The organism is Paenibacillus sp. J31P13 (assembly GCF_056269295.1).
Window position 1 is genome coordinate 367,504 of the sequence record NZ_JBWDNR010000001.1, and the last position, 26,839, is coordinate 394,342.

17 protein-coding genes and 1 pseudogene are annotated in these 26,839 nt (G+C 42.4%); 16 read left to right on the forward strand and 2 right to left on the reverse strand.

Annotation, left to right across the window (positions count from 1 at the left end; translation table 11 throughout):
- Positions 1 to 61 precede the first annotated feature (61 nt).
- The 8 genes from AC0YOD_RS01440 (at position 62) to AC0YOD_RS01475 (ending at position 16,717) form a co-directional block, all read left to right on the forward strand.
- The gene (locus tag AC0YOD_RS01440) at positions 62 to 4,018 is read left to right on the forward strand and encodes a DUF5722 domain-containing protein (RefSeq protein WP_475797470.1); all 3,957 of its coding nucleotides are present in this window, start codon (positions 62 to 64) and stop codon (positions 4,016 to 4,018) included.
- 325 nt (positions 4,019 to 4,343) lie between these two features.
- Positions 4,344 to 6,059 (forward strand): hypothetical protein, encoded by a 1,716-nt coding sequence (locus AC0YOD_RS01445; protein ID WP_475797471.1) that lies wholly within the window; start codon positions 4,344 to 4,346, stop codon positions 6,057 to 6,059.
- A 52-nt stretch (positions 6,060 to 6,111) separates the two neighbouring features.
- Complete coding sequence (locus tag AC0YOD_RS01450; protein WP_475797472.1) at positions 6,112 to 8,478, forward strand: alpha-L-rhamnosidase-related protein; 2,367 nt, start codon at positions 6,112 to 6,114, stop codon at positions 8,476 to 8,478.
- Positions 8,479 to 8,617: 139 nt separating this feature from the next.
- Positions 8,618 to 9,736, forward strand: coding sequence for a GntR family transcriptional regulator (locus AC0YOD_RS01455; protein ID WP_475797473.1), 1,119 nt, complete (start codon positions 8,618 to 8,620; stop codon positions 9,734 to 9,736).
- Between the two features lie 250 nt (positions 9,737 to 9,986).
- Entirely contained in the window at positions 9,987 to 11,654 is a 1,668-nt protein-coding gene (locus tag AC0YOD_RS01460) for an ABC transporter substrate-binding protein (RefSeq protein WP_475797474.1), read from the forward strand.
- A 106-nt stretch (positions 11,655 to 11,760) separates the two neighbouring features.
- Positions 11,761 to 13,677, forward strand: coding sequence for an ABC transporter permease subunit (locus AC0YOD_RS01465; protein ID WP_475797475.1), 1,917 nt, complete (start codon positions 11,761 to 11,763; stop codon positions 13,675 to 13,677).
- A gap of 14 nt (positions 13,678 to 13,691) precedes the next feature.
- On the forward strand, positions 13,692 to 14,582 hold the full coding sequence (locus AC0YOD_RS01470; protein ID WP_475797476.1) for a carbohydrate ABC transporter permease: 891 nt from the start codon (positions 13,692 to 13,694) through the stop codon (positions 14,580 to 14,582).
- A gap of 14 nt (positions 14,583 to 14,596) precedes the next feature.
- Positions 14,597 to 16,717 carry an alpha-L-rhamnosidase-related protein gene (locus tag AC0YOD_RS01475; protein ID WP_475797477.1) on the forward strand — a complete coding sequence of 707 codons (2,121 nt, stop codon included), beginning with the start codon at positions 14,597 to 14,599 and terminating at the stop codon, positions 16,715 to 16,717.
- 253 nt (positions 16,718 to 16,970) lie between these two features.
- On the opposite strand, the pseudogene AC0YOD_RS01480 reads toward AC0YOD_RS01475, so the two are convergent.
- Positions 16,971 to 17,138: pseudogene (locus AC0YOD_RS01480) on the reverse strand (YdhK family protein); the annotation flags it as partial.
- Between the two features lie 240 nt (positions 17,139 to 17,378).
- Between AC0YOD_RS01480 and AC0YOD_RS01485 the strand changes: the two are divergent.
- The 6 genes from AC0YOD_RS01485 (at position 17,379) to AC0YOD_RS01510 (ending at position 23,304) form a co-directional block, all read left to right on the forward strand.
- On the forward strand, positions 17,379 to 18,026 hold the full coding sequence (locus AC0YOD_RS01485) for a response regulator transcription factor (protein WP_475797478.1): 648 nt from the start codon (positions 17,379 to 17,381) through the stop codon (positions 18,024 to 18,026).
- A gap of 139 nt (positions 18,027 to 18,165) precedes the next feature.
- Positions 18,166 to 19,404 carry a sensor histidine kinase gene (locus tag AC0YOD_RS01490; protein WP_475797479.1) on the forward strand — a complete coding sequence of 413 codons (1,239 nt, stop codon included), beginning with the start codon at positions 18,166 to 18,168 and terminating at the stop codon, positions 19,402 to 19,404.
- Between the two features lie 242 nt (positions 19,405 to 19,646).
- Positions 19,647 to 20,813, forward strand: coding sequence for a glycoside hydrolase family 5 protein (locus tag AC0YOD_RS01495; protein ID WP_475798336.1), 1,167 nt, complete (start codon positions 19,647 to 19,649; stop codon positions 20,811 to 20,813).
- Positions 20,814 to 20,836: 23 nt separating this feature from the next.
- Positions 20,837 to 21,667, forward strand: a complete 831-nt coding sequence (locus tag AC0YOD_RS01500; RefSeq protein ID WP_475797480.1) for a metallophosphoesterase — start codon at positions 20,837 to 20,839, stop codon at positions 21,665 to 21,667.
- 173 nt (positions 21,668 to 21,840) lie between these two features.
- Complete coding sequence (locus AC0YOD_RS01505) at positions 21,841 to 23,010, forward strand: benzoate/H(+) symporter BenE family transporter (protein ID WP_475797481.1); 1,170 nt, start codon at positions 21,841 to 21,843, stop codon at positions 23,008 to 23,010.
- A gap of 159 nt (positions 23,011 to 23,169) precedes the next feature.
- The gene (locus AC0YOD_RS01510) at positions 23,170 to 23,304 is read left to right on the forward strand and encodes a hypothetical protein (RefSeq protein WP_475797482.1); all 135 of its coding nucleotides are present in this window, start codon (positions 23,170 to 23,172) and stop codon (positions 23,302 to 23,304) included.
- 62 nt (positions 23,305 to 23,366) lie between these two features.
- On the opposite strand, the gene pdxR is transcribed toward AC0YOD_RS01510, so the two are convergent.
- Positions 23,367 to 24,803 (reverse strand): MocR-like pyridoxine biosynthesis transcription factor PdxR, encoded by a 1,437-nt coding sequence (gene pdxR / locus AC0YOD_RS01515; protein WP_475797483.1) that lies wholly within the window; start codon positions 24,801 to 24,803, stop codon positions 23,367 to 23,369.
- A 296-nt stretch (positions 24,804 to 25,099) separates the two neighbouring features.
- Here pdxR and AC0YOD_RS01520 point away from each other — a divergent pair, with 296 nt between their 5' ends.
- Positions 25,100 to 25,663 carry a sigma-70 family RNA polymerase sigma factor gene (locus AC0YOD_RS01520; protein ID WP_475797484.1) on the forward strand — a complete coding sequence of 188 codons (564 nt, stop codon included), beginning with the start codon at positions 25,100 to 25,102 and terminating at the stop codon, positions 25,661 to 25,663.
- Entirely contained in the window at positions 25,660 to 26,778 is a 1,119-nt protein-coding gene (locus AC0YOD_RS01525; RefSeq protein WP_475797485.1) for a DUF4179 domain-containing protein, read from the forward strand. Before AC0YOD_RS01520 ends, AC0YOD_RS01525 begins: the two co-directional genes overlap by 4 nt.
- Positions 26,779 to 26,839: the final 61 nt, after the last annotated feature.

Consider the following 26,839-nt stretch of genomic DNA (forward strand, 5'->3'; position numbering starts at 1 on the left):
AGAATACTTTTCGAATATATTATAGGCGAAGTTGAAATATAATTGATCGAGGAGGTTGTTTATGTCACGTTTGCGTGGAATCTCGACTATGGTTGCATTGGTCATGTTGCTTCAATTATTTCTTACTGCTGCAGTCTCGGCTGGAGCCTATGATCCAGGGCTTCATGAATCGGAGCATGTTACAACAGGAGAGGACTTGTTTCCTGCTCTAATCATTAATGATTTCAATACGCAGGAGGATGCATCAGTCTGGAAAGCAAGCACGAATACGAAGGAGGTTAAATTTGTAACGAGCATCCTGAATGGACCAAATGGGCCTTATGAGGGTGTCGGAGCGTTAGAGCAGACTCCGGATAATGTGAAGGTTTATGAATGGCGGACGATTTATCGGGAATTCGATCAGCCGCTCGATCTTTCCTCTTATCGTTATTTAGCCTTTGCGGCAAATAGCTGGGGATGGCAATCTGCAGCCGACTATGTTCTAAAGATCAATTTATATAGTGGTGACGATGTATTTGAAAGCGTTGCCACGATTCGTCCGGACAGCTGGAAACGAGTGTTTATTAAGCTAGATGAATGGGCTGGACGCAATGCTGTGTCGAAGATGGAAATCTCTTTTATGCAAAACTATGATCTCGCTGACGTATCACCAGGCCAACCAGGCTATGACTATTGGAATGGTCATTTCCAGATCGATTATATTAGTGCAACGAATGCAATTGACTTCAGCTTCAATGTTGAGGGAGAAACGGAAGGCTTTACTGCTTCGTCTGGAACGGCGGTAGCAACAGGCGGGGAACTGTTCTATGAATGGGACGGGCAGGGTCTGCTGGAGTCGCCGGTATTAATGCTGGATACAGCTAAACGAAATGGCATGTCGATGACCATGACTAATGGTTCAGGCTCCTCGGAGGTTCTTATACAGTGGCGAACGGGGGATGGTATTTGGAGTGAAGACAATATGAAACGCTTCACCATTCCAACGGAAGGAAAATTTACGCAGGACTTTAACTTCTCAGATCAGACAGGCTGGAATGGGGAGATTACTGCATTTCGAATCATTCCGCAAGCTGCTTCAGGAACATTGAAGGTTGATCAAATTCGTTTTAAGCAATTTGCCCAACTAGAGAAGCCTTACGATGGAAAGGCACAAGCACGTATTGAAGGCGGAGGACTGGTGATCGACGGTACGGTGAAACAGGCTTTCGTAGAGGCTCATCCTTCGGAGCAGCTATACTTGATTGAATTGGCTACCTACGAGGATGCGAAGTCGGCGCTTGCGGCGAAGTCACCAATCGCCGAAGCTAATCTTGCACAAGCATTCCGGTTCGAAATTGGGTTAACCGATGCTGAACGCAGTCGTCTTTACTCTAAGTTCGTCGTTGCGGCTCGTACAGACGAAGGGGAATATGTAGCCATTGATGCTCCTCAGTATGTAATCAACGCAGAGGTGATGGCTAGTAATACGGAGCCATTCCCGCAAGCACAAAGCATTAAGGGGCTTCAGGTGCAAATGACAGGAGATGCGCAGGAGCTTGGAATTAGCCACGCAGCACTGAACGTTGCCTATAACGAGCTTATGTACAAAGCTAATAATCACCCTGAAAATACGATCGCTTACGAAATCGAGGGTGAGACCTATTACTTCCGCAAGGATAAAATTGAACGGATGGATAACGAGATTAAGAGCATGTCCGATAATGGGATACTCGTATCACTCATCCTGATTATGTATGACAATAAGGACCCCGAATCAGCGAATGAATATTTAATCCATCCAGACTCGGAGCCGGGCGGTACTGTATATGCCTTGAATACAGCGAATGAAACTGGCGTTAAGTATGTAAAGGCAGCAACCAAATTCATGGCCGAGCGGTACTCTATGGCGAATGAGCAATATGGCCGAGCGGTTAATTACATTGTTGGCAATGAGATTGGTCAGAACAAGGTATGGAATAACATGGGGCCAAAAACAGTTGATACCTATGTTCATGAGTATGCACAAACACTTCGTCTGATTGATACAATCGTGAAGTCGGAGTATGCCAATGCGAGAACCTACGTGTCATTGGATCATTTCTGGAATGAGAACCTAGAAGGTGATTCCAAGTGGAAATACGATAATAAGGTCATTGTGGATCGTCTCACCCAGTTGACTGGCGCGGAAGGAGATTTCGCTTGGAATCTCGCATTTCATCCTTATCCGGAAGATCTGTTTAACCCACGGTTCTGGAATGACGCAACGGCAACACAATCTTTTGATACCAAACGCATTACCTTCAAGAATCTAGAAATTCTCGTAGATTACATGAAGCAATCTGATTATTTATTTGATGGTGCGATGCGCCGCATTATTTTATCCGAGCAAGGCTTCCACAGCTTGAGCAACGCTGCCGCTGATCAAGAGATTCAGGCAGCAGCTTACGCTTATGCCTATTACAAGGTTAAATTCTTGGATGGCATTGATGCTTTTATTTTGCACCGTCACGTTGATCATGGACAAGAAGGGGGCTTGAACCTCGGTCTATGGACGCATACACCGAATTCAGTTACCGTTCCTGATCAGCAAAAGGCAATTTATGATGTATTCAAATATATCGATACTAGCAGATCGCTTGAGGAGACGGCTTTCGCCAAAGCGATCATCGGCATTAATGATTGGAGAGAAGTTATTCCGAATTTCGACCCTTCCAAGTTAAATGATCGGTCGGAGCCTGTGTTGAATGGATTGGATTTTATACGAAAAACGGAGAAAAGCATTAATGATGGCGGCTTTGAATCCGGTACTGACGGCTATGAGGCGTCGGATGAAGTCAGCTCTGTAGCCCATGTTACAGGAGAGGCTTTCAAAGGTACAGGCTTTCTGAAAGCTGCAATAAACAGTCCTTATGGCATAAATTGGGCAGGCGTGCAGAAGACCTTTGAGCAGCCAATCGATGTGAAGAAAACACCTTATTTCACAGCGGCGCTCAAGCTTCCTAATGCGAATCCAGAAAAGGACTACTATGCTAAATTCATTGTTTATAGCGGTGCTCAAAGTGTAGAGGGAATAGCGAAGCTTGATCCGACTGCCGGGTGGCAGCAGCTGGCACTTCCGCTCGGAAAATGGAATGGCACCAAATCAGTTGATCGGATCAAGATTTGGGTACAAACAGAAGGTGGTGACCCTTGGAAGGGTGAGTTGTATATTGACGAGGCAGCTTTCGCTAAGAAGGTAACAGAAGATAAAGATTATCTCAACCTCGAGGTTACCGCGAACCAGATGTCCCAGAAGCTAGAGGTCGGATCACAAATTTCTGTGACCATAATGAATAATAGCTCTGACAAGCTCAATAAGAAGCTCAAGGTGGAAACGAGCAAGGGGCTTCAAGTGTCTCCGAGCAGTATTTCATTAGATGGTCTTAAAACGGGACAAAGCAAGACGCTTACTCTTAAAGTAACGAAATACAAGCCGAACGATGGTGTAGAGCCTAAGGTAACGCTAAAGTATGAATCACGAAGCTTCCAGTTTCCACTGCAAGACAAAGATCCTGTAGTTGAACCTAGTGATACGTTGTATAGTTTCGAGGATGGTGTGCAAGGCTGGACAGCGGGTGGAAATGTGGTAAGTGTCGCGGCTGTTCAATCCTTCGCTAATGGACCAACTGTGCCTAATGAGGGCAAGTATGCGTTAGCGGCTGTAACACAACCTGCTGCTGCAGATGCTTGGAAGACGTTGACGGTAACCACTTCTGCACCGATTGATCTGACTGCTTCGTCTGTATTTTATTATCACATCAATTCTTATGGAGGAGTGCCTAACGCAACCTATGAGACGAGAGTGATACTCAAAAGCGGTACAGAAGCGTTTACACATACAGCAGCCATGTCGCCGGATCAATGGAATAAGATTGCAGTCGATACCTCGGAATGGGAGCATCACGATTCAATCACTGGTATTGAGATTTCATTCCGTGCAATAGGCAATTCGATGGCTTGGGCTCCGCAATTCCAAATTGATAACATTGGCAGTGAGTAATTAAATCAGCAGCGGTATTCTCGGTATTAATCGCAGAATACCGCTGCAATTACAACACGGAGAGGACAGGCAATGAAAGGGACTGTTATGCCTAGACTAGGGCAAGCAGTTCCTTTTTCTCAAAAAGGGAACATTTCGAGAAACATACTGGAATTATTTCGAGTATATTTAGTTGAAATTAGATCTAATTAAGTATATTATGGATTAGTAAAGAATACTTTGGTTCATGAAAAACGAAGGGGAACAATAGTAACTTTGATCATCTATTATGTAGCTTTTTGTTATACGAAGTGGGTGGTATCTCATTCGAGAGGAGGCAATTAGGATGTATGATAAAGATGATCTCTATTTAGTCGATCAATGGGGAGGGGTTGACGGGCTTGGAAGAGAGCTGCCATCCAGGGATGAAGCTGGTCCGATACGACCTGATCATTACGTAGGTCTATTTTATTTTCTTTGGCTAGGACAGCATGGGACATCAGGTCCCTATGACAATACCCAGATCTATGCCAATTGGCCAGAGGCTGTACATGATCCAGAACATCCGGCTTGGGGTCCTCCGAACTCATTTCACTTTTGGGGCGAACCCTTATATGGTTATTACTTAAATAATGATGCATGGGTGCTTCGCAAGCATGTACAAATGCTGACAAGCTCAGGTGTGGACTTTGTTGTGTTTGATACGACAAATCAAGTCATTTACAAGGAAGTCTATGATGTACTGTTCAAAATCATGGACGAAATTCAAGGTCAGGGCTTCAAAGTGCCTCAATTTGTTTTCTACACGAATACGGAATCGGGCAAAACCATCTCGGAAATTTATGAGGATATCTATAAGCCAGGTCGTTACGAGCATTTATGGTTTCGATGGAAAGGAAGACCTCTAATCATTGGCAATCCTGATGAATGTGATGCAGAGCAACAGCAATTCTTTACATTCCGTCTGAATCAATGGCCTAACGAAGACGCAAAGACGAATGGGTTCCCATGGATTGAGTTTCAACGTCCGCAGCGTGTTTTTTATAACGATGAAGCTCAGAAGGAAATCATTAATGTCTCTGTAGCACAGCATCCGAGCGTTGCCATGAGCGATACGCCTTTTTACGGATATGGTGATAATTGGGGTAGAGATTATCACGATGGAATGGAGTTAGGGGAAGCGGGCTCGTCGGTTGATGCAATAAATCAAGGGATGAATATTGCAGAGCAGTGGGAATTCGCGCTCAAGGAAGATCCACAGATAGTATTTGTTACAGGGTGGAATGAATGGATCGCTATGCGATTAACGGGAACTGCGGAGCGTCCTGTGTTGTTCGTAGATCAGGCCACATTGAACTTCAGTCGAGACATTGAGCCTATGAAGGGCGGATACGGTGACCTTTACTACATGCAATTAATCAGTTATATTCGTCGCTTTAAGGGAATGTCGGAGAAAGGCAACAGTAGCTTCAAATTGAAAAAGCCAATCTTGATGGTGCCTGATTTCAGTGAATGGCATCAAATTATTCAGCAGTACAGAGATTTTGCGGGAGATACAGTCGCTCGCGATCATCCCGGTTATGGAGATCTTCATTATACGAATGATACGGGAAGAAATGATTTTGTTACGCTAAAGGCCGCACATACCGATGAAAGCATTTACTTTTATGCACAAACGAAGGAACCCATAACACCTTTCACAGACCGCTACTGGATGATGCTGCTTATCCGCGTTAGAACGGAAAGCGACAAGGGATGGGAAGGCTATCAATATATTATTAATAGGAATGTTATAAGTGAATCAACAACTTGGTTGGAGCGAAGTATAGGCGGTTGGAAATGGCAGCCAATAGGAGAAGTGCGATACGCCTGCAAAGGGAATGAGCTGCATCTTGAGCTTCCGCTTATTTCATTGGGTATGGATGAGATGACCGAGGGAATTTGGTTAGAGTTTAAGTGGGTGGATCATATGCAGAATGACGGTGAAATTACAGACTTCTTTCAGTATGGCGATGCAGCGCCTGAAGGAAGATTGAACTATATATATAAATTTGTGAAATAAAATAAGATTCAATTATTTACTAACCTTAATGTTTAATTACGGGGGGAACGTCATGATACAGGAAAATTGGCAGGCGGAGTGGATATGGGCAGCAGAAACCGCTCTTGATAACAATGTTTATGTGGAAGCTCGTACAATCTTTGCTATAGATAAGGTAGTTAATCAAGCGAAGCTGCGAGTTACGGCTAATCAGTTCTATAAGCTATATGTGAATGGTATTGAGATTGGAAGGGGACCGACTCCTACGGATCTTTCCTGGATTTCATTTGATACGTATGATGTATCTGATTATGTGCGAGAAGGAAGCAATGTGATAGCTATTCTCGCACATAACTTCGGCAAGGATATGATTGTGACGGGGCAATTGCAAGGACCTGGTGGTGTGATTTGTCAGCTGGATTTATATGATGAGGATGCGGTGGCAGGCAGCTGCATACGGACAATTGCGAGTGGTTCGGACTGGAGATGCAGACGTTCACCGCGCTGGAAGCCGGAAGTAAGCCGTCTGCATTACTGGGGGGGGTACCGTGAAATAATGGATCTCTCCCAAGAGGATGGGTGGGAACAACTAGATTATGAGGATAGTTCATGGCCTATGGCTGTTGTACTTGCAGAAGCAGAGCAAGCCGATTCTCCATGGCCGAGGCTGATGCCGCGAGAAATCCCTTTTCTTAAGGAGACGCTTGTTTCACCTATTTCTGTTGTGTCCTCTGAGTTTTTTACGGGGGCGATAAGATCACCGGAGGCTCCACTGTCATCAGCTGGGTCAGTCATAATCGATGCGTCAGTGCCGGGTTCTTTTCCACAAATTACTTATGACTTTGGAGCTGAGGTTGTAGGTTATCCAGAGCTGGAAGTGTTCGCAGAAGAAGGCGGCGTCTTGCAATTGTTTTATGGAGAATCGCTGGAAGTAGCACTGATGGACACTTACCTTTTACGGAAAGGAGCTAATCGGCTGTCTCCATTTGGGAGACGGGCATTCCGTTATATGAAAGTAGCTGTTATGGCTACGCCTTTACCTATTGAAGTAAGAAGTCTGCAGCTTCGGTTCGTTCATTATCCGTTCGTTGAAAGAGGGAAATTTCATTGCAGTGATGAACGATTAAATAAAATTTGGGAGACTGGCCGTTATACGACAATCGTCAACAGCCAGAACCATTTTGAAGATTGTCCGCACCGTGAGGGAGCGTTATGGGTAGCGGATTCGGTCGTTATGGCCAAGGTAGTCTATCAGACCTTCGATGATCCAGCGCTTGTTCGCAAGTCCTTATTGCAAGCAGCAAGAATTCAAAATGAGGATGGTTCTATACCAGGTACAGGTCCACAGCATAATTCATTCCTACTGCCTGATTTTTGTGCACATTGGCTCTTCGGTGTATGGGAGTATTACACCTATACCAAAGACACTAGCTTTCTGAATGAGATATGGCCTTATGTGAATAGACTCGTTGATTGGTTTGCTGATCAGGAGGATTCATCGGGATTGTTCGCAAATGCCGATCGCGAAGGCTGGTGGTGTTTCATCGACTGGTCAGATGATATTGAACGGAAAGATCGCGTGACAGCTATTTCTTGCTTCTATTATAAGTTCCTGATTACATCGGCTTTAATGGCTGAAGAGCTGGGTGAAAACGACGCTGGAGCAGCATTACGGGAGAAAGCAAGCACCCTGCGTGAAGCCATTCGCAATCTCCTTCGAGTACCAGGTACAACAATCTATGCGGACTGTCTAACTCATGAAGGTTTATCGACAAGTGTGACTGCACAGACCAATTTCGCTGCGGCATGGTCGAGTGTCATGGATGAGACAGAAGTGGTGGCCTTTGTTCAGGACTATTACTTGCCGGGAAGATTGCCTCCAATTCGCGGAGCTTTCTTCTACCATATCGTACTAGAGGTGTTATTCCGTTACGGCTTCGCGGAAGCGGCTTTAACTCGAATTCGTGATTATTGGGGCTCCATGCTCGATAGAGGGGCTACAACCTGGTGGGAAACATTCGATCCATCCCTGCCTTTCGTTATAACGCCTAGCCCTTATTTAGGTCATACACCTACCTATTTGCAAGACTCCATTCCTGTAAGTCTATGTCATGGGTGGGGAGCATCGCCTACGTATTTGTTAAGTGAGCAATTGCTTGGTGTTGATGTAACTGAGCTCGGTGTTGGATCTGTTACTCTACAGCCGACAGCTGTAACAGGCATTGAATGGGCGGAAGGAACTATTCCAACTCGACAAGGTGATATACAAGCAGAGTGGAAACTTGATAAGGACGGCGTGATCAACTATGTTGCAACCTTGCCGAAGGAAATCTCGTGGATAGCAATTGGACTAGAGGAACTTTCAGTCGATACGGATGAAGAGAGAGTTAGAATTACTGGTATTATAGCTGCAAATGAACGAGTAAAATGCTTGAATTAACGACGCACATGAAGGGGATGAAACTGTATCCATTTACGAAGGCAGTGCCTGACCGCTTAGGTCTAGCGCTGCCTTTTATCTTGCACTAACCTTTGTATTAAAGTATACTTAACTCAATTATGTAAGGAGTGATGGATTGATGGATATCGATAAGACGGACAAGACTCCGATGTATCAATATATAATGAATGACATTAAGCGCAAGATTAGTGCTGGAGAGCTTAAACCACATGATCCTCTTCCGACTCAAATTGAGTTAGCGAAGGAGTATAATACGAGTGAAATTACTTCCCGAAGGGCATTATCCGACCTTGTGCAGGAAGGTTTTGTTTACCGGGTTCGGGGCAAGGGCAGCTTCGTTAGTGAGAACCCGACTTCCACTGGAACTCAAAGGATCCGTACGATTTATTTCGCGCATCGCAACTATGAAGTGAACACGTTTAACCATCCGTTCTTTACAGATATGTTTGAAGGGATTAAGCAAATATGTAACGAGAATGAGATCGCATTCTATATATGGGATATCGGTGAAAATTACGAGCTTCCGAACGATCCCCATGCTGGTATTATCCTGTTGACTATGAGTGATGGGTTCGATTTGACACGGCTTACAGCTTGGCAGGAAGAGAATCGGCGTATTTTAACAGTTCATTTCTATTACCCGCATTTGGGTATACCTTATGTCATCGTAGATAACCTTACAGGAGGGTATCTAGCAACTCAGCATTTGTTGTCTCTGGGGCATAAGCGAATTGGTGTTATATTGACGGGCAGTTCAATAATGGATTTAAACCAAGAGTTCTCTCTAAGGCTGCAGGGTTATCGTCTTGCTTTGTCACAGCATCAGTTGCCATTTGAATCTGAACTTATTGCTGTTATGGCTGGAGAGGATGAGCGAGTATTGATGGGAGAAGAAGGTTTCAGAGCGTTAATGGCGCTTCCGAATCCCCCTACAGCTGTATTTGCCACAAGTGATTACAAAGCGATGGGCGCGATGAATGGTGCTAGAAGCTTGGGCATGAAAATTCCTGAAGAGATTAGTATTATAGGCTTTGATGATGTGAAGACGAGTGAGTATTCTTACCCGAGACTTTCGACTATTAACCAGAATACGAGAAAGCTAGGCGAACGTGCAGCAGAGATTCTCTTGTTCGAACTTAAGGATGGAGAGAATCGCTTAGTGAAGGATGAGATCGTTCCCACGCTCGTTTTGAGAGACAGCACAGCTCCGATTTCTTCCAAGCAAAAAGGTAAGTAGAATAGTGAATAAGCAGGCTCCCTAATATACGGGAGCTTTTTTTGAATAAAAATAACGAGAAGTTAAATGATCCCCAAGCATACATTTCTCACTGAAAAAATTGTTGCAAAAACCTCTTCTAAATAGTATACTTTGTATTGTAAAGTATACGAAATATGAAAATTTATACTTTACGAGAAGCGCCGCATTTTTTTAAAGTCAACATGGAAGCGCTTAATTTTTAAAAAAATTAGGGCAAGGGGAGACTAACATGATCAAAAGAAAAGGATTTGCCATTCTCTTGAGCATCGTAATGCTGCTGTCCATATTGACAGCTTGCGCCAAAGATGATTCATCAGGGAAAAATGATGGGAACAATGCCGCTGCAACCAAAGCACCCGCCAACACAGAAACCCCGGCAGGTACTGAAGCGCCAGCTTCTACGTTGACCGGTAACATTAACATCTCCTTAATGAATGCTTCGTCCTCAGTCTGGAATGCGGTTGCTAATGCTTATATGGCAAAAAATCCAGGTGTCAAGGTGAAAGTGGATAATAAACCGCCTGATGGCTACAAAGAATGGTTGACGGCTCAATTCGCAGCAGGCGAACCAAGTGTGGACATTGTCAATAATAACGAAGTAGGCGGATTAATAAATGACGGTAAATTCACGAATTACTATCCATACTTAGATAAAACGAACAATTACACAGGTAAACCTTGGAGCGAAAGTTTTGATCTCAAAGCAATGGGCATTAACTTGGAAGGAGTAAGCACGGAGGATACTCTCTTCAATCTTAACTTCGAATCTGTACAAATTGTATGGATATACAATAAAGAGATCTTCCAAAAGGTAGGCATTACTGAAGCGCCTAAAACGTTCAATGAGTTGATTAATGCTTTCAAAAAAGTAGATGAAGCGGGGTACACGCCGCTAGCACTTGCGGGCGATGCCAAATCGATGTGGAGCGGTCAAGCAGGCTGGTTGGTTCGTATCTATGCTGACCAATATTTACGGGATTATATTAATGTAATTCGTTCCCAGGAACAAGACTACTCATTCATCCCTGGTATAGATGACACCTATAAGTATGATCTAACTGATCCTTTTAATGACTCAAACAGCAATGTTACGAAAAATGAAATGAGACTATGGAAAGCGATTAAAGATAAAGAGGGTCCATTCAAAATCGCTGGAAATCCACAATGGAAAGCTTATTCAGAGAACTTGAAAACATTGTTCAGCTATGTTCCTGATGGCTTCTTCGGTGTTAAAGAGGAGCAAGCTTATAACCTCTTCTTAACTGGAAAGGCAGCAACAATGGTAGGTACGCCGGGATCTTACTGGCAATTGCCTAAAGACTTTGCTGATGAGGCGAAAACAGGTGCAAAAGGCGGCGTGAAGCCGTTTGATTATGGATTCTTCAACATGCCATCCATGGAAGGCCCAGAGGTTATGGCACCTGCTCGTACCATTCAAATTCCTGTTGGCTTCTACGGTATCGTGAATAAGGATGCGAAACAAAATGAGTTGAATATGGACTTCATGATGTATATGACAAGTCCTGAAGGTTATCTCGTATATGCAGAGGCTACTCAGAATAGTTCTGATGCAGCACTGTCTGGTGCACCAGCCCTTAAAGACATTGTGCTTCCGGATGAAATGAAATCTGCGTTCGCTGACTTTGAACCGATCGGTAATACTGAGGGTTATAACAGTGCAGCTAACAATCTTGCTCGCGGAATGTGGGATCATCAACCATCCATTCAAGATTGGGTAGGGTTAGTGCAACGTTATTTTGCTGGCAAAGTAACAACGGATCAATATTTGGAGCAGCTCCAATCTAATATTGATAAGTATATGGAGCCTGCTATGAAAGAAATGAAACGAGAATTGTCCGACATAGAAAACCCAGAACGCAGACCGCCTGAACGTTAATGCGCTAGCTTCAATCTGCACAGGTGACCAGCCTGTGCAGATTGATCATTATGGATAAGAATATGGCATTTGCCGTCACAAGGACGGAAAGAAAGGGGGGACCATCATGAGAAAAAGCGCATGGATGTTTTTGGCATTACTACTGCTGCTAGGCGTTATCCCGCAGGCTGCTTTGGCTAAAGACAATTGGTCCATCGAAGGAGCTGGGAATATTACCTCCATATCTGTAGCGGAGGATGGCAAGCGTCTGGCAATTGGTACGCACAGTAATCAAGCTTTAATGTATGACGCAGATGGAAACCAACTATTTGAAGTGAAAACAAGCAATGTTGTCACAGGAGTTGAACTGCTTACTAACGGAAATTTATTTATATCTTCAGATGACCGTCATCTATACTCCTATGACAAAGACGGTGTACAACTGTGGGATATCGATATGAAGAAACAAGTCAAGAGCATTTCTGCTTCACAAGATGGTACTGTTTTTGCATTGGTTGTCCAGCGTTCCGATCAATTGCTATTCATCGATGCAGATTCTGGTGATCAGAAAGATGCGGTTACAATCGGTACGACATTGAAATATGTCAAGGTATCTCCGAACGGGAAATGGATTGTCGTTGCTGCAACGGATCAATATGCTTATCTCATTAATGAGAATAAAGAGATTGTTTATAAAGCTGGTGCAAGTGACCAAATTCAAGGTATTGCTGTGTCGGATGAGGGCGTTATGGCCATCGGAACGAAATCGAGTACGGTAGAATTATTTAATCAAGATGGAAAAGCAAGCGGTATCATACAAACGAGGGATATTGTTACAGATGTGAGCTTTTCAAGAGATGGAGCGAGTGTCGGTGCTTCGGATTTATCTGGTTACTTCTATATCTTTGATCATAATGGCAAGAAGCTTTGGGAAAGCAAAGTAAGTGTCGAGGGCCGGCAAGTTGAATTTGACAATGAAGGCAAGACTTTATATACAGGTGCGGGTAAAGGTGCTATTTACAAGTTCGATGTAGGAAGCGTGGTTGAGGAAGCTAAAGGCAAGGCAAGGGTGACTATGATTTTGTGGGCTATTGGGTCACTCGTCCTATTTGCGGGCTTGCTCTCTCTATTCTTATATATGAAGAAAAGAAATCGTCTGGGTGTATTTCGTTCCATCTGGCGTTCCAAATGGGTGTATCTCGGTCTTGCACCGACATTTCTTCTTCTATTCATCTTTCAATACTATCCAGCATTCTCAGGACTAATTCATTCTTTCTATGATTGGCAGCCGGGGGGAAGGACAACCTTCATCGGCTTAGATAATTTTGAACGAATGATTCACGATCCATACGTAACGAAAGGAATATGGAATCTATTACTGCTCATCGTAACGGGATTAATTAAAACACTAATTCCACCTCTGATAGTTGCGGAGTTAATCTATCATTTGCGGAGCAAGAAGCTACAGTACCTCTTCCGTACTTCATTTACGGCATCGATGGTTATACCAGGTGTTGCGATGTTATTGATTTGGCAAAATTTCTATGATCCTAACGTAGGCTTATTCAACAACCTGTTGCAAGTCATTGGACTAGGCTCATGGGCGCATGGTTGGCTCGGTGATCCGAACACCGCATTATGGTCCATTATCTTTATGGGCTTCCCGTTTATCGGTATCCTTCAGTTGCTTGTTTTCTATGCAGGTCTACTGTCAATCTCAGGGGAGCTAATTGAATCAGCTAAGATCGACGGAGCAGGCTTGCCGCGGATTATTCGGTCTATTCATTTGCCGCTTCTTACGGGTCAATTCAAGTTTTTGCTCATCTTAGCACTTATTGGCATCATTCAAGACTTTAACGGCATTCTGATTGTCACGGGCGGAGGTCCAATGGATTCAACTTATGTACCTGCCTTGCAAATGTATTATGCCGCTACTAAATTCAATGACCTTGGCTATGCATCAGCACTTGGTGTAAGTATGTTCTTGGTCGTCTTGGTCATTACTATCATCAATATGAAATTTATTAAAACATCGAATGATTAAGGAGGGACACAAACATGATCGCCAGTCAGGATGCGAAGTCATTGAAGGTCGGAGCCAAGGTTAAAAACAAGGGTCTGTTCAAAGGGAACATGAGCATCAATCAAATTATCATCGTCATACTGCTGGGGCTGCTCGTTGTCCTGATGCTAGTTCCAATTCTGTTCATGGTGGTTAGCTCACTGAAGAGCAATGCTCAAATTCTAGGGAACTTCTGGGGACTACCTTCACCTGCCAAATGGGCGAATTATAGTGAAGCTTTCAACAGTATTTGGCGTTATATTATCAATACATTGGTCTATGCGATAGCTGCAAGCTTTCTAGTTATGCTTCTATCCGCCATATCCGGTTATATCTTTGCCAAGAAAGAGTTTCCCGGCAAAGAGATGCTGTTTCTCATGATGCTGGCCATTATGATGATTCCAGGTATTCTAACTTTGATTCCTGCTTATGTACTGTATGAGAGTATGAATCTGACGAATACGCCTTGGGTTATTATTATTGCCGCTGCTGCCGGAGGCCAAGTATTCGGTACGTTTCTATGCCGGAGCTATATGTCCGGGCTGCCAAGCGAATTGTTCGAAGCGGCACGTATTGATGGGGCGGCTGAAATGCGTGTTTTCTTTCAGATCGTCATACCGCTCTCTGTGCCTATCTTGGCTACCTTATTTATTATGCAGTCTGTAGGCGTGTACAACGACTATATTTGGCCGTTGCTGACGATTCAAGACAGCAGTATTCAAGTTATTTCAGTAGGATTGACACAATTTACGAAGCAATTCGGCATTACCGATGTGGGTACTAAATTCGCAGCCTATGGCATCTCTTCGATACCGCTTATTCTGATCTTCTCCTTCGGCATGAAATATTATATTCAAGGCATGACACAGGGCGCTTTGAAAATGTAAAGGTGGAATTATCAATGCTAGATAAACAACAGATGCTCCCTCAATGGATATGGCATGGTGATCGTGAGAAGACGAGCAAGGTAGAATTAGTGAAGTCCTTCATGCTTGAATCCGCTGTAGACCATATAGAGTTTCGAATTGCGCTGACCGGTGCAGTTGAGGTGGAATTGGACGGCAACATCGTTGGTGTAATAGAAGAAAGTGCAGCTAATATTTGCGCTTTTCATCGGATACTATCTTTTCCGATGAGTCTTGAGGCTGGTCAGCATATACTTCGGTTACGAATTATTTGCACGAATATCATTCCAGTAGTGCCGATCAATATTCATCTTCAGGGACGACAAGCTGGTTGTATCGCTTATTTGAAGGCAGATCATTATTGGCTTTGTACAGATGAATCTTGGCTTGCGAATGGTGAGCAAGCAGCTAGCATCTGCTTGCTCGGTGAGGAGCCTTACGGTGATTTGGAAGAAGGACCGGAATGGTTCGTAGCAGGAGGGTTTGGAGATATCGTTGCCTCTCCATTAGAGTGTGTTTCTCTATTGTCTGTTAATGAGGCAGAGGCACAGTTGCTTAACAACCAAGTTCTGCTCATCGGAAGAGGGAAAGGAAATATTCATATTCCGGCGCCGATTCGCAAAGATTTTCATATTTTCTATCATGTTCGGAAACAAACGGAATGGCGTGATAGGAACACTTTTATCCGTGAGATGAACTTTTCGGGCATGCCTGTTTGTGTGTTGGATTTGGACAAAGAATACAATATGCGCTTTCACCTCAAGAATCGTTCTAATACATCACTTACAATTGTATGGAATGGTGCGGAATCGCTGCAGGAGCTTGAACATTATGAAGGATTAATTACAGAAACCATTGAGCTTGAAGCAGGCGGAGTTCACACAACCCTTCCGCAAGGTCTTCGTTATTTCCGTATGTATGTGTTGACGGATGAAGGATATCCATTTGAAGTAGAGTGGCAGGGGGAAGAAGTGGGAGTAGCGCTAAATCAAACGGGGTCACTTCGGACAGATTCAGCGCTTCTAAAACAAATATTTGATATCTCCTTACATACGAATCGGGTATGTCATCAGATTGGATTATGGGATGGTATTAAGCGAGATCGATTGAACTGGACCTATGACTTTTATCTAGCTGCCAAAGCCGATTATGTATTATGGGATGATCTTGCTGTGCTTCGCCGTTCTATCGTGGAGCTTGGGCAAGGGACACCAGACGGTTATTGGATGAACGCGATTCCTTCCTATACGCTGTGGTGGTTGAATAATGTATGGGAGTACTATTTGCACACTGGCGATAAGGAGTTTGTATTGTCCATTGCGTATGATATCGTAAGACACTGCCGGCTAGTGGAGAGCAATATTGATCCTAATACTCATGAATTGCTCAATGTTACACCAACGCTGATGGAATGGGTGCAGATGGGGCCGGAAGAAGGGGTTCTAGGCATGCAGGCTTTATTCCGTATAACAGGGGATAATCTTCGCAAGCTGAAAAGCTTTATACCAGAGCTAACCGAATTAAACGACTGGAGTCATCCGCAGATTGAAGAGGAGAGCTTCCTTTCTGGTGAACAGTTGATTACGAAGCTGATTGGTATTATTGCAGGGTATGTCTCGGCTGGGGAAGGTGAGGCATTCCTGCGCTCTTATCAAATCCAGGATCCGATAACACCGTTGTCCGCTTATTGGTTGTCCGAATGCTGTTCTCAATTTGGGCTACAGGAAAAGGCTTGGAAAGTTATATCAACAGTATGGGGTAAAATGCTGGAGGAAGGTGCGACCACCTGTTGGGAGAGCGTTACGCTTAAACATGAAACAGACTTTCATGATGCTTTAACAACCTATACCGCCTACAGTTCATATCGAATGAGCCTATGTCATAGCTGGGCAGGTACTCCTGTTCATTGGATATTATCGCGGGTGCTGGGCATTACACCACTGGAGCCGGGCTATCAGAGTATCGCTTTCCGTCCACAGAAATTGATCGGGATTGGGACCTGCATGGGCAGCATTCCAACACCTTTTGGTCCAATTGAAACAGGCTGGGAAGAGGGGCATTCGGAACCGCATATTTTACGGCTTCCGGAAGGAATTAAGCTGGCGGTAGAAGTATAGGGAAATATGATCGATAACAAAAGAGGTTGTCACAAAAGCAGTTACCTAGCTGGAGAGACAGCGCTCGCCTTGAACAGAAATAATGACTTACATGAAAAAATAGCAGTGCAGGGAGTATTCCTGTACTGCTATTTTCTATTTTGATCTATGATTTTTGCTCGGTTTAGAAGAAGATGTACCCATAAAATAATAAACGTAGTAAGCGAATGATTCTGGAGGGTTCAAGTCACTTCTATTGGCTCACCATTACTTTCTACTCATTTGTAAGTTCATTTTCCGTTACCCACTTATGAATCGTCATTTTTTCACCACCGGTAGTCGGAACGTAATCAATCATGTATACCGTTGTTTTTTCTGCTGAATCTATAGTAGCGATTGTTCCGTCCATACCCTTCATATGATCTGCCTCTAAGACAACCTTAGCACCTTGATCATTGTTTGCAGTGTTCTCCGTATTTGTATGATTTCCGCATCCACTTAGAGCAATCATTGCAGCGATACTAACTAAAGCCATTCGTTTCTTCATCTTAATAACACTCCTCTGTGTTGTTAATTCCGTTTGTTAGAATTTACAAACCCCCTATAGGTATTTTTGAATCGTTATCTATTCGCAAGTAAATGCTATACTAATACTCCAAAGATCTTCATTAAGGAGAATAGAATGAACATACTGATTGCAGATGATGATCCCGATATGCTTAAAATCGTGAATGCTTATTTTAAAAATGAAGGTTTTCAAGTATTCCTTGCGGAGGACGGACAACAAGCGCTGGATATTTGTTTTAATCATCAAATCGATTTGGCCATACTGGATTGGATGATGCCTAAGGTTAGTGGTTTAGAGGTATGTAGGAAAGTTAAAGAGCTGCAATATACAAAGGTGCTGATGTTAACGGCAAAGGGTGAGCAGGAAGATGAATTGATGGCTTTGGAGAAGGGGGCGGATGATTATGTGCGAAAACCATTCGAGCCTCGTATTTTAATCCTGCGGGCAAAAAAACTTCTCCACATCGAGGAAGATATCATGCTTGGACGTTTGCGTGTCAATATGCGTGGCGGAAAGGTTTTTAAAGATGGCGTTGATCTTGACCTTACGAATAAGGAATTTTTATTAATGAAGTGCCTGCTCCAACATAAAGGGCAAATTTTAAGCAGAAAGGCTTTACTGGATCAAGTATGGGGGTTCGATTATTACGGAGACGAACGAACAGTTGATACCCATATTCGGAGACTGAGGGAGAAAGTAGGAGCAGAAAGGATAAAGACATATCGAGGCAGTGGGTACAGTCTGGATACTACCCTTGAGTAGGCTGGGTCGCAAGTTATTTTGGCGTATTGCCTGCATCATTTGTTTGGTCTTTGTTATTTCATTTTCTGTGAATACGTACTTTTTGCCAAAATATATTCTGTATCAGAAAAAAGTAAATTTAGCGAATCTGACCAACAAAATGGAAACAGAGACGGTCGAGGCTCTGATTCGCACAGAAAGAGAATTGGAACAGCAATACGATGTTACGATTGTAAGCACGGAGTTTGTTACCAATCCGAACATCTTGAATGATTCTATACGAACAAAGCTAAGCAGTGAAGGGATTGCACTAGCGAAGTTTTGGATAACGGAAGAACGCATTGAGCAGCTCAAACAGGGAATACCGGTATACAATCTTTATAGCCAGACGAAGCTTAACACCAGTTTTCTTGTTACGATTATACATTTGGATGATAAGCTCTTCGTTATTGGAGATTCGATCGCGCATTCGAATCAATTGATACGAAAGGTGAATCAATTCAATCTTTATATTGCTATAGGTGCGCTTTTATTTAGCTTAGGATTAGCATGGGTTATGGCTAGGGGAATTATCCGTCCCCTCAGAGTACTCTCTAATAATGCGAAGGATATATCCAATCTCAAATTCCAAACCACACATATTAAGACTGACGACGAAATTGAAGATCTATCCGATAGCATTAATCAAATGAGTGATAAGCTGAAGGAAGCACACCTTGCACTGGAAGAAAAAAATCAAAATCTGAGAAGCTTTATTTCTGATATTTCACATGAGCTTAAAACGCCGATTTCATTGATTAAAGCTTATTCTTCCGGTATGAATGATGGGCTGGACGATGGCACTTTCTTGAAGGTCATTGATAAAAAAGCGGATGAATTGGCCCACCTTGTGGACAAGCTGCTTCACTTGGCGAAGCTTCAGAACGAGCCGCATGTAGTGGAAGTATTTCAATTCAGTGAATTACTCCAGCGTACATTGGATAATTTTCAAGTTGCGATTCAGAAAGAACAGAAGTCTGTGGTGCTGGATGATCATCAACTCCTTCACAGTAAGGTGAAAGGTGATAGACAGAAAATCGGAATCGTACTGGATAACTTCATGAGCAATGCACTAAAATATTCAAACGGGCCTAAAATAGAGATAACCATACTAAACGATGGAGATCAGCTCGTATTTACAATCCGCAATGAGATTCGGAACGGTGACATTCAAGATATTAATCAAATATGGCAGCCTTTCTACGTGCTGGAGCATTCACGAAATAAACAGCTCAGCGGGTCGGGCCTCGGTCTATCTATCGTACAGGCTATTCTAGAAAAGCATAAAGCACCATACGGTATTTATATCAAGGAAGAAGAAATTACGTTTCATTTCTCCTTACCCATTCAACTCGATTAAGGATGAGACATGGCAGCGATTTTGCTGCGATGTCTTTTTTTATTTTTGTCACATTGGCGTAACAATGAGAGGTTATGATGACTTTCGAGGTGATTTTAATGCATACATTAAAAAAGAAAAAAAGATGGTCATTGTTAAGGACAAGTTTACTGCTTTCCACTATCCTAGCTACTGCAGGATGCAGTCTTAATTCGAACGGACCATTAGCAACGAAAGATCCAAGTAGCAGCCAAGAGGAAAATATGAAGATTCCTTCGGTAAAAATGAACTATTGGAACGAACAGCGAACAGGCTCCAATTTCATGAATTCAACTTCAATTCCTGAGAACTATCAAGCGGCTAAGGATCAGGGAATCGAGTTTATCCGCCTTGCGCCAGACAAATGGGGCAAAGATCGAGATATGTTATTTAACGATAAGGAAGATCCCAATCCCGATGGGGATTTTCTGATCGGAAGCGCTGATGGCTATGAGGGCATTGTGGAAGAAGATTTTGCAAGGCTAAAAGCAGATTTAGATGAAGCAGAAGCCAAAGGAATGAAAGTTATTCTAACGGTTCTTAGCTTGCCAGGAGATCGCTGGAGACAGTTTAACGGATATGAAAATGATGATCGGATATGGCAGGATCTCGACTATCATAAGCAAGCAGCCCTCTTCTGGAAGGATCTAGCGACAAGGTTGAAGGATCATCCTGCTATTATCGGCTATAACCTTATTAATGAGCCTCACCCGGAGACAGCAACCGGTTATAATGATTTCTGGACTCAGAACTATAGCGAGTGGTACGACAAAGTACAGAATACAGCCGCGGATCTTAACGTGCTATACGATGAGATTATTAAAGCAGTTAGAACAGTTGACACGACGACACCAATCATTTTGGATTCGGGACTATACGCAACACCTTGGGCATTCAGTTATTTGAAGCCCATTGATGACCCCAATGTTCTCTATGCCTTCCATATGTATGAGCCTTATGAATTGACCAGTCAGAATAAGAAAAAAGGATTCACTTATTCTTACCCGGGAACCGTCAAAGTTGGAAACAACAAAGAGGAAGTGGAATTTAACCGACAAGCCTTGAAACAGTTCTTGGAGCCGGTTGCCAAGTGGGCAAGTGATAATAAAGTACCTGCTAATCGAATCATAGCTTCAGAATTCGGAACGAATCGAATGGTTGAGGGTGCGGATCAATACGTAGCCGATCTTATATCTATATTTAATGAATACGGATGGCACTGGTCATTCTATGCATTTCGTGAGGATACTTGGGATGGGATGGACTATGAATTAGGTACGGAGAAGCCAGATTGGAAGTACTGGGATGCTATAGAAAAAGGAGAGCTTCCTGTTCGAGTCCCAACGGAAAATTCCATTTGGAATGCCATTAAGCAAGGCCTAGTGAATTGATTTTTAGAAGGATATTGATTGTTTTGGTTACTAGCTTGCTCTTCATCTCAGGGACTGGATGGTATGCGGTAGAAATGGAACCGAAGACGCTTAAGGTGACTTCTATTGCTATTGAAAGCAAGTACGTGCCGAAATCATTCGATGGAATCAAAATCATTCAATTCTCGGATACGCATTTAGGAGATCATTATACCGTTGATCAGCTTCAAGAATTAGTTGATCAAATGAATCTTTTGAAACCAGATATTGTCGTATTCACAGGTGACTTAATAGATAACTACGTTCAATACGGTCCGAAGAACAGAGAATTAGCTCAGAAGGTATTAGAACAAATAGATGCTCCTCTTGGGAAATATGCTGTATTTGGCAATCACGATAGGGGCGGAGGCGGAAGTCGAGCTTATAGCTCTTATATGGAGGGTGCTGGATTTCATGTCCTTGTGAATGAGTCCCAAACGCTTATATCTGATTCAGGTGAGAGAATTACAATGGTCGGGCTTGATGATTTCTTGCTTGGAAAACCCCAGGTTCAACGAACACTTCAATCCCTTCGCGCGACAGATTTTAATATACTGTTCGTTCATGAGCCGGATGTGGTGGATCAATTCATGAATTATCCGGTCGACCTTCAGCTCTCTGGGCATAGTCATGGGGGGCAAGTCCGGATTCCATTTCTTAAGCCTTTGATTACTACGTCATTAGCGAATAAATATATTGAAGGGCTATACTCATTTAACGGAAAGGATCGACCATTACAATTATATGTGAATCCAGGAATAGGGACAACTCGCTTCCCCATTCGGCTATTCGTAAAGCCTGAGCTGACTGTGATTCAATTGATTCATTCCGCATAGATGAGTTGTGATCTAATAGATAAGTCATGTCAACGTCCATAGACGAAGACATGACTTTTTTTTTATCTTGCGTAAAATGATATTTTCATATAGAATTTGATGCGCAATCTAGGTATTAAAATCACTAGCAAACGGAATATCGTCAAGTGCGAAAGTAAGGGAGACCGAACATCATGAAGCTTCAAGCGAACCAGTTTTTATCCGGTTTTTTATCAGCATTACTGGCCTGTACCGGAGGAGCTGTTCTCATTGTCAGCACCGCCGAGAAAGCGGGATTTACGAATCTTGAGCTTGTCTCTTGGTTGTTTTCCGTTTATTTTTTGGGGGGACTTTTTAATATTGGATTGTCTCTCTATTATAAGATTCCTTTCGGCGGGGCGCATTCGATAACAGGGATAGCCTTTCTGAGCACATCTGCCGTCATTTTTTCAATAGAAGAGCTAGCAGGTGCAGCCATAATGGCTGGGATACTCATCGCTATTTTCGGATTAACGGGTTTAGCGGACAAAATATTAGCATTTCTTCCGAAGCCTTTAATGGATGCGATGCTTGCAGGCTTAATCTTTAACCATGTAGTAAAAATCATACCGGCTATCAAAGATATTCCTTTTATCGGGCTGATTGCAGTTATAGGTTACTTTTTGATTCCGAAGCTAATAAAAAAATGTCCTCCGGTAGTGGGCGTCATTATTATGGGAATGTTGGCATTATGGATTAGCTATGATTTTCCGAAGCTTGAACAAATTCCGTTTGCACTTCCTCATATCGTAATGCCAGTCTTCACATGGAATAGTTTCATTTCATTGGCAATACCGTTGGCTTTACTCGTTCTAAGTAATGATCTCTTTGTCGCTTTAGCAGCGCTTAGAAAAAATGGTTTTGAGCCTTCTGCGAAGAAAACCGTAATGGTGTCAGGCTTAGCAACATCTTTCGTTGGTCTGTTTGGCGGGCATAGCATTAATATTGGCGGAATGATGACGATGCTATGCAGCAGTGAAGAGGCGGGTCCAAAAGAAAAAAGATATGTTGCCGCTATCGTTTCGGGTGCGATTGTGTCCCTGTTTGGTTTAATGTCTTGGAAAGTAATTGCCTTTCTGAAAATACTGCCGCTATCTTTTATTCTCATCATAACGGGCTTTTCATTATTGGGGATTTTTGTACAGAGTATGCAGTCTGCCTTCTCGAAGCCGGAATATCGTTTCTCCATTGTTTTTACTTTTGTAATTGCAGTGTCGAACGTTTCCTTTATAGGCATTTCAGCGCCTGTCTGGAGTTTAGTGGTGGGCTTGCTAGCTATCAAATTGCTCGGTGAGGGTAGAAGAGAGAACGAAGCTCAACATTAAATGGATGGTTTATCTTCCTTAAAATTGGACGGTTACAATCATCATAATTAGGCTTAAGCTTTAATCAGTTAATGATTGATGAAATGAAGAATAGATATCCTTACATGCAAGATATAAATGAATGCCATTTGCTGTATGCCAAAAAGGAGGAATTCAGAGATGCAAGTACCTGTAAGTGTATGGGTTGTTTCAGCCATTATCGTCGCTATCTTATCTTGGATTACGTTCTGGATTACGAAAAAAGCGTATTCAAAAAGATGGGAAGATCATGATGACCGTATTGACGGTCAATAAAAGTATAAGAATAAAACGAATAGCGTGCAGGATTTATTTTTCATAAATGTCCTGCACGTTATTTATTTAAGGACGGCGCGCAGAGCTTCTGCAAATTTAGCTATTCCTAACGTAATTTCTTCTGTTTTGGCTCTTGCATAGTTGAATCGAACATAGCTGGCATCTGAGCCATAAACGCTTCCTGGTACAAACACGACTCCACGTCGTATACACTCTTCCAGCAATTTACCCTCATTGAATTTAGGTTTAATGCTGCACCATAGATGCAGCCCTCCACTCGGAACTTTAAAATCAACTTGATCAGCAAGCTCGTTCCTCAATGCCTCGATAATCAAATCCCTTTTAAAAAGCAAATTCATTCGCAATCGATCCAGATGCGGGTCGAAATACGGTGACTGAAGAAACTCGGTTGCAATTCGCTGCGGAATTACACTTAGACCATAATCCATTTGCTGCCTTGCATCGGCAAGACGACTAACAACCGAATTCGGAGCTACCATCCAGCCTATTCGCAGTCCTGAAGCAACCGTCTTGGAGAGAGAACCGATGTGAATGACGGAGCCAAGCGTGTCAGAAGCCTTTAGCGGCATGGGAGGTACGCCATCATAAGCGGTTAGGCTAAATGGATCGTCCTCGACAATAGGTATGCCTAAATGACTGGCTGCATCTAATAATTGCGCTCGTCTTTCTTCATCGATGCTAATGCCTGTTGGGTTTTGAAAATTCGGATTTACGAAAATCATTTTTATGCGATGTTTTTTATACAGAGATTTAATATCCTCAGCTTTGACACCTTTATCATCAACCGGCAATCGAAATAAACGAAGCCCAGCAGACTGAAACATAGGCAAGGAATAACAGTAGGAGGGGTCCTCTATTGCGACTGCATCTCCAGGGGTTAGCAAGCATTGTGTAATTAAATAAAGTGATTGCTGTGAGCCTGAAGTGATGAGAATAGAAGAATTCGTCGTATCAATCCCTCTGTAATCCTTCAAAAATTGAACAAGCGCTTCTCTTAAAGGGATGTAACCTTGAAGATGATCATAGCCTAAATGCTCTGAAAAAGGATTTTCGTTTAAAATGAATTTGATTTCTTGATTGGGCAATAAATCCGAAGCCAAATCCCCGCTTGCAAAGTCGATCAACTTATTATTTTGCTGAAGCGCTTCCCTTATGCGTCGAAGAAAGGGCACGTTAGGAAGAAAGTTTCCTCCCTCGACATATTGATGCCAGTTTGGCGTTAGCTTTGGAGTGACTCCCCATTTGAGCTTGCTGACCCTTGTTCCTTCCCCTGAACGGCTCTCTATAATACCCATCGCTCGAAGCTCTTCGTAAGCAAGAATAATTGTGCTTCTGTTTACTTCTAGTTGTTCGGCTAATTTTCGTTCAGAAAGGAGCAAGCTGCCAGGAGGAAACTCACCGTAGGAAATTCTTTTTTCAATGTTGTCGGCAATTTGTTGGTATAAAGGAATCTTAATAGAACGATCGGGCTTCCACATGACATTCACCACCTTGAATCATTTATTTTATCATACCCACCGCATAAGAGACAGGAGCCAGAAATGGATACTTTCATTTGGAAGCCTGCATTAATCGGACTTATTGCTCAAGTTGTTCGGTAAGTTGAATCCCAGCTACAATGGAAGAGGCTCCTGCTTTTGGCAGGAGTCTCTTTTCTAGTGGAGACACCCTTATATGAGTCGATAAATAATAAAGTTTTAGGATATATGAGAGAAAATTTTTTTCTATTCGTTATATAAAGTGTGAATGATTTTCAAACAAAGGAGGGTCGATCTTGAGAGCAAATGAGAATAATTTTATCCATCGGTTGAAGCGGCAAAAGGAAGATGCATTGGATTTTATCGTGGATACCTATTTGCCATTAATAAAAGGAGTCGCCTATAAAGTTCTCTCTCCACTAGGAGACGAGGGATTAATAGAAGAATGTATGAACGATATTTTACTTTCCATTTGGAACAATGCTGAAAAATTCAATGGAGACTCCACTGATTTCAAAAAGTGGGTTTGTGCGATTGCTAAATATAAATCTATTGATTACTACAGAAGGAGCAGTAAGAAAGTTGAATTTATTACAACGGGTATGGACTTGTATCATGAAAAATCGGCAGAAGATGAACTAATCATTATGGAAGACAAAACGGAACTCATCCATTTGATCAATCTATTGGAACCAGTCGATCGAAATATTTTTATGATGAAGTACTTTCTCGGTATTCGAACAGAGGGGATATCAGCAAAGCTCGGTTTAAGCAACGCTTCAATAGATAATCGAATTTATAGAGGTAAAAAAAGACTTAATAAGTTAGCTTTGAATCTTCATTTGAGAGGTAGTGAATGATGAAGGATATTTATACATTGTTAAATGAGACGGATATAGATATGGGAGAATTCGAGGAAATGGAAGTAAGTGAACTTGAAAAAGCGAAAATAAAAAGAACATTAAGAGGATCGATAAAGAGAAAGAAAAAAATAAAGGTCTGGAAAATAAATGTTGCTGCAGCTGTTATTTTAATTTGTTGTTCTTTTACCATGTTAGCAGTAACATCCCCTGCTTATGCAGGTAGAATTCCAGTGATAGGAGATATTTTTAAATTTTTAGATGATGGGCGAGCAGGCGGTCTCTTCGATGAGTATAAGGAATACTCCAGCGAAATAAACCTGTCTCAAGAAACGAATGGTATTAAAGTCACCATAAAGGATGCTATTTTTGATGGAGAAACCGTTATTATTACCTATTCATTAGAAAGTGAGCAAGATTTAGGGGATTCCCCTTATTTATTTGGGCGCTTAGATATAAAGGGAGCAAGCGGCGGCGGTGGTGGCAATCAAATTTTGAAAATCGATAAAAATAATTATGTAGGGGTATTGAAAGAAACTCCCCATAAGCTCAAAAGGAGCAATAGAGTAAATGTAAGCTGGAATATAGAAAGTATATCGAATACAGACAATGTAGAGAAGATAACTGGAGGTTGGACGTTTTCTTTTTCCTTAAAAGCAGTTGATAGCGAGATACATTTGGTGAACGGTAGTGCAGAAAGTGATGGACTAAAAGTAACAGTGAGTAAAATAGCTTTCACACCGATGTCTTTTATTGTTTATTACGATCAGCTTGTTAGTGAGGAAATAAGAAACAAATGGGATGGTGTAGATGTTGATTTAGAAATAAAAGATGACTTAGGGAATCAATACTCGGGAAAAGGAAATGCAGGATCAGGGGATAGAGAAGGCTATAACATGAACTGGAGCAAAACTTTTGAAAAGATAGACCCGAATGCAACGAAGCTCGTTGTAACGCCTCATATTAGGTTATATGAATTTACCGCTGATAATCATGGTTCTTTAGAAATAACGAGAGAGGATCAAGAATCAAAGGTAAATGCATTATCGCAAAAATTAGGTAAGGGTGAAAAGAAAATTGTTTTAGACGATATCATAATGGAATGGAATAAATAACGTTGTAACAAGAAGTTTATTAATAACGATGTTTGTTAAGGAAGCCACTCCGTAAAAGGAG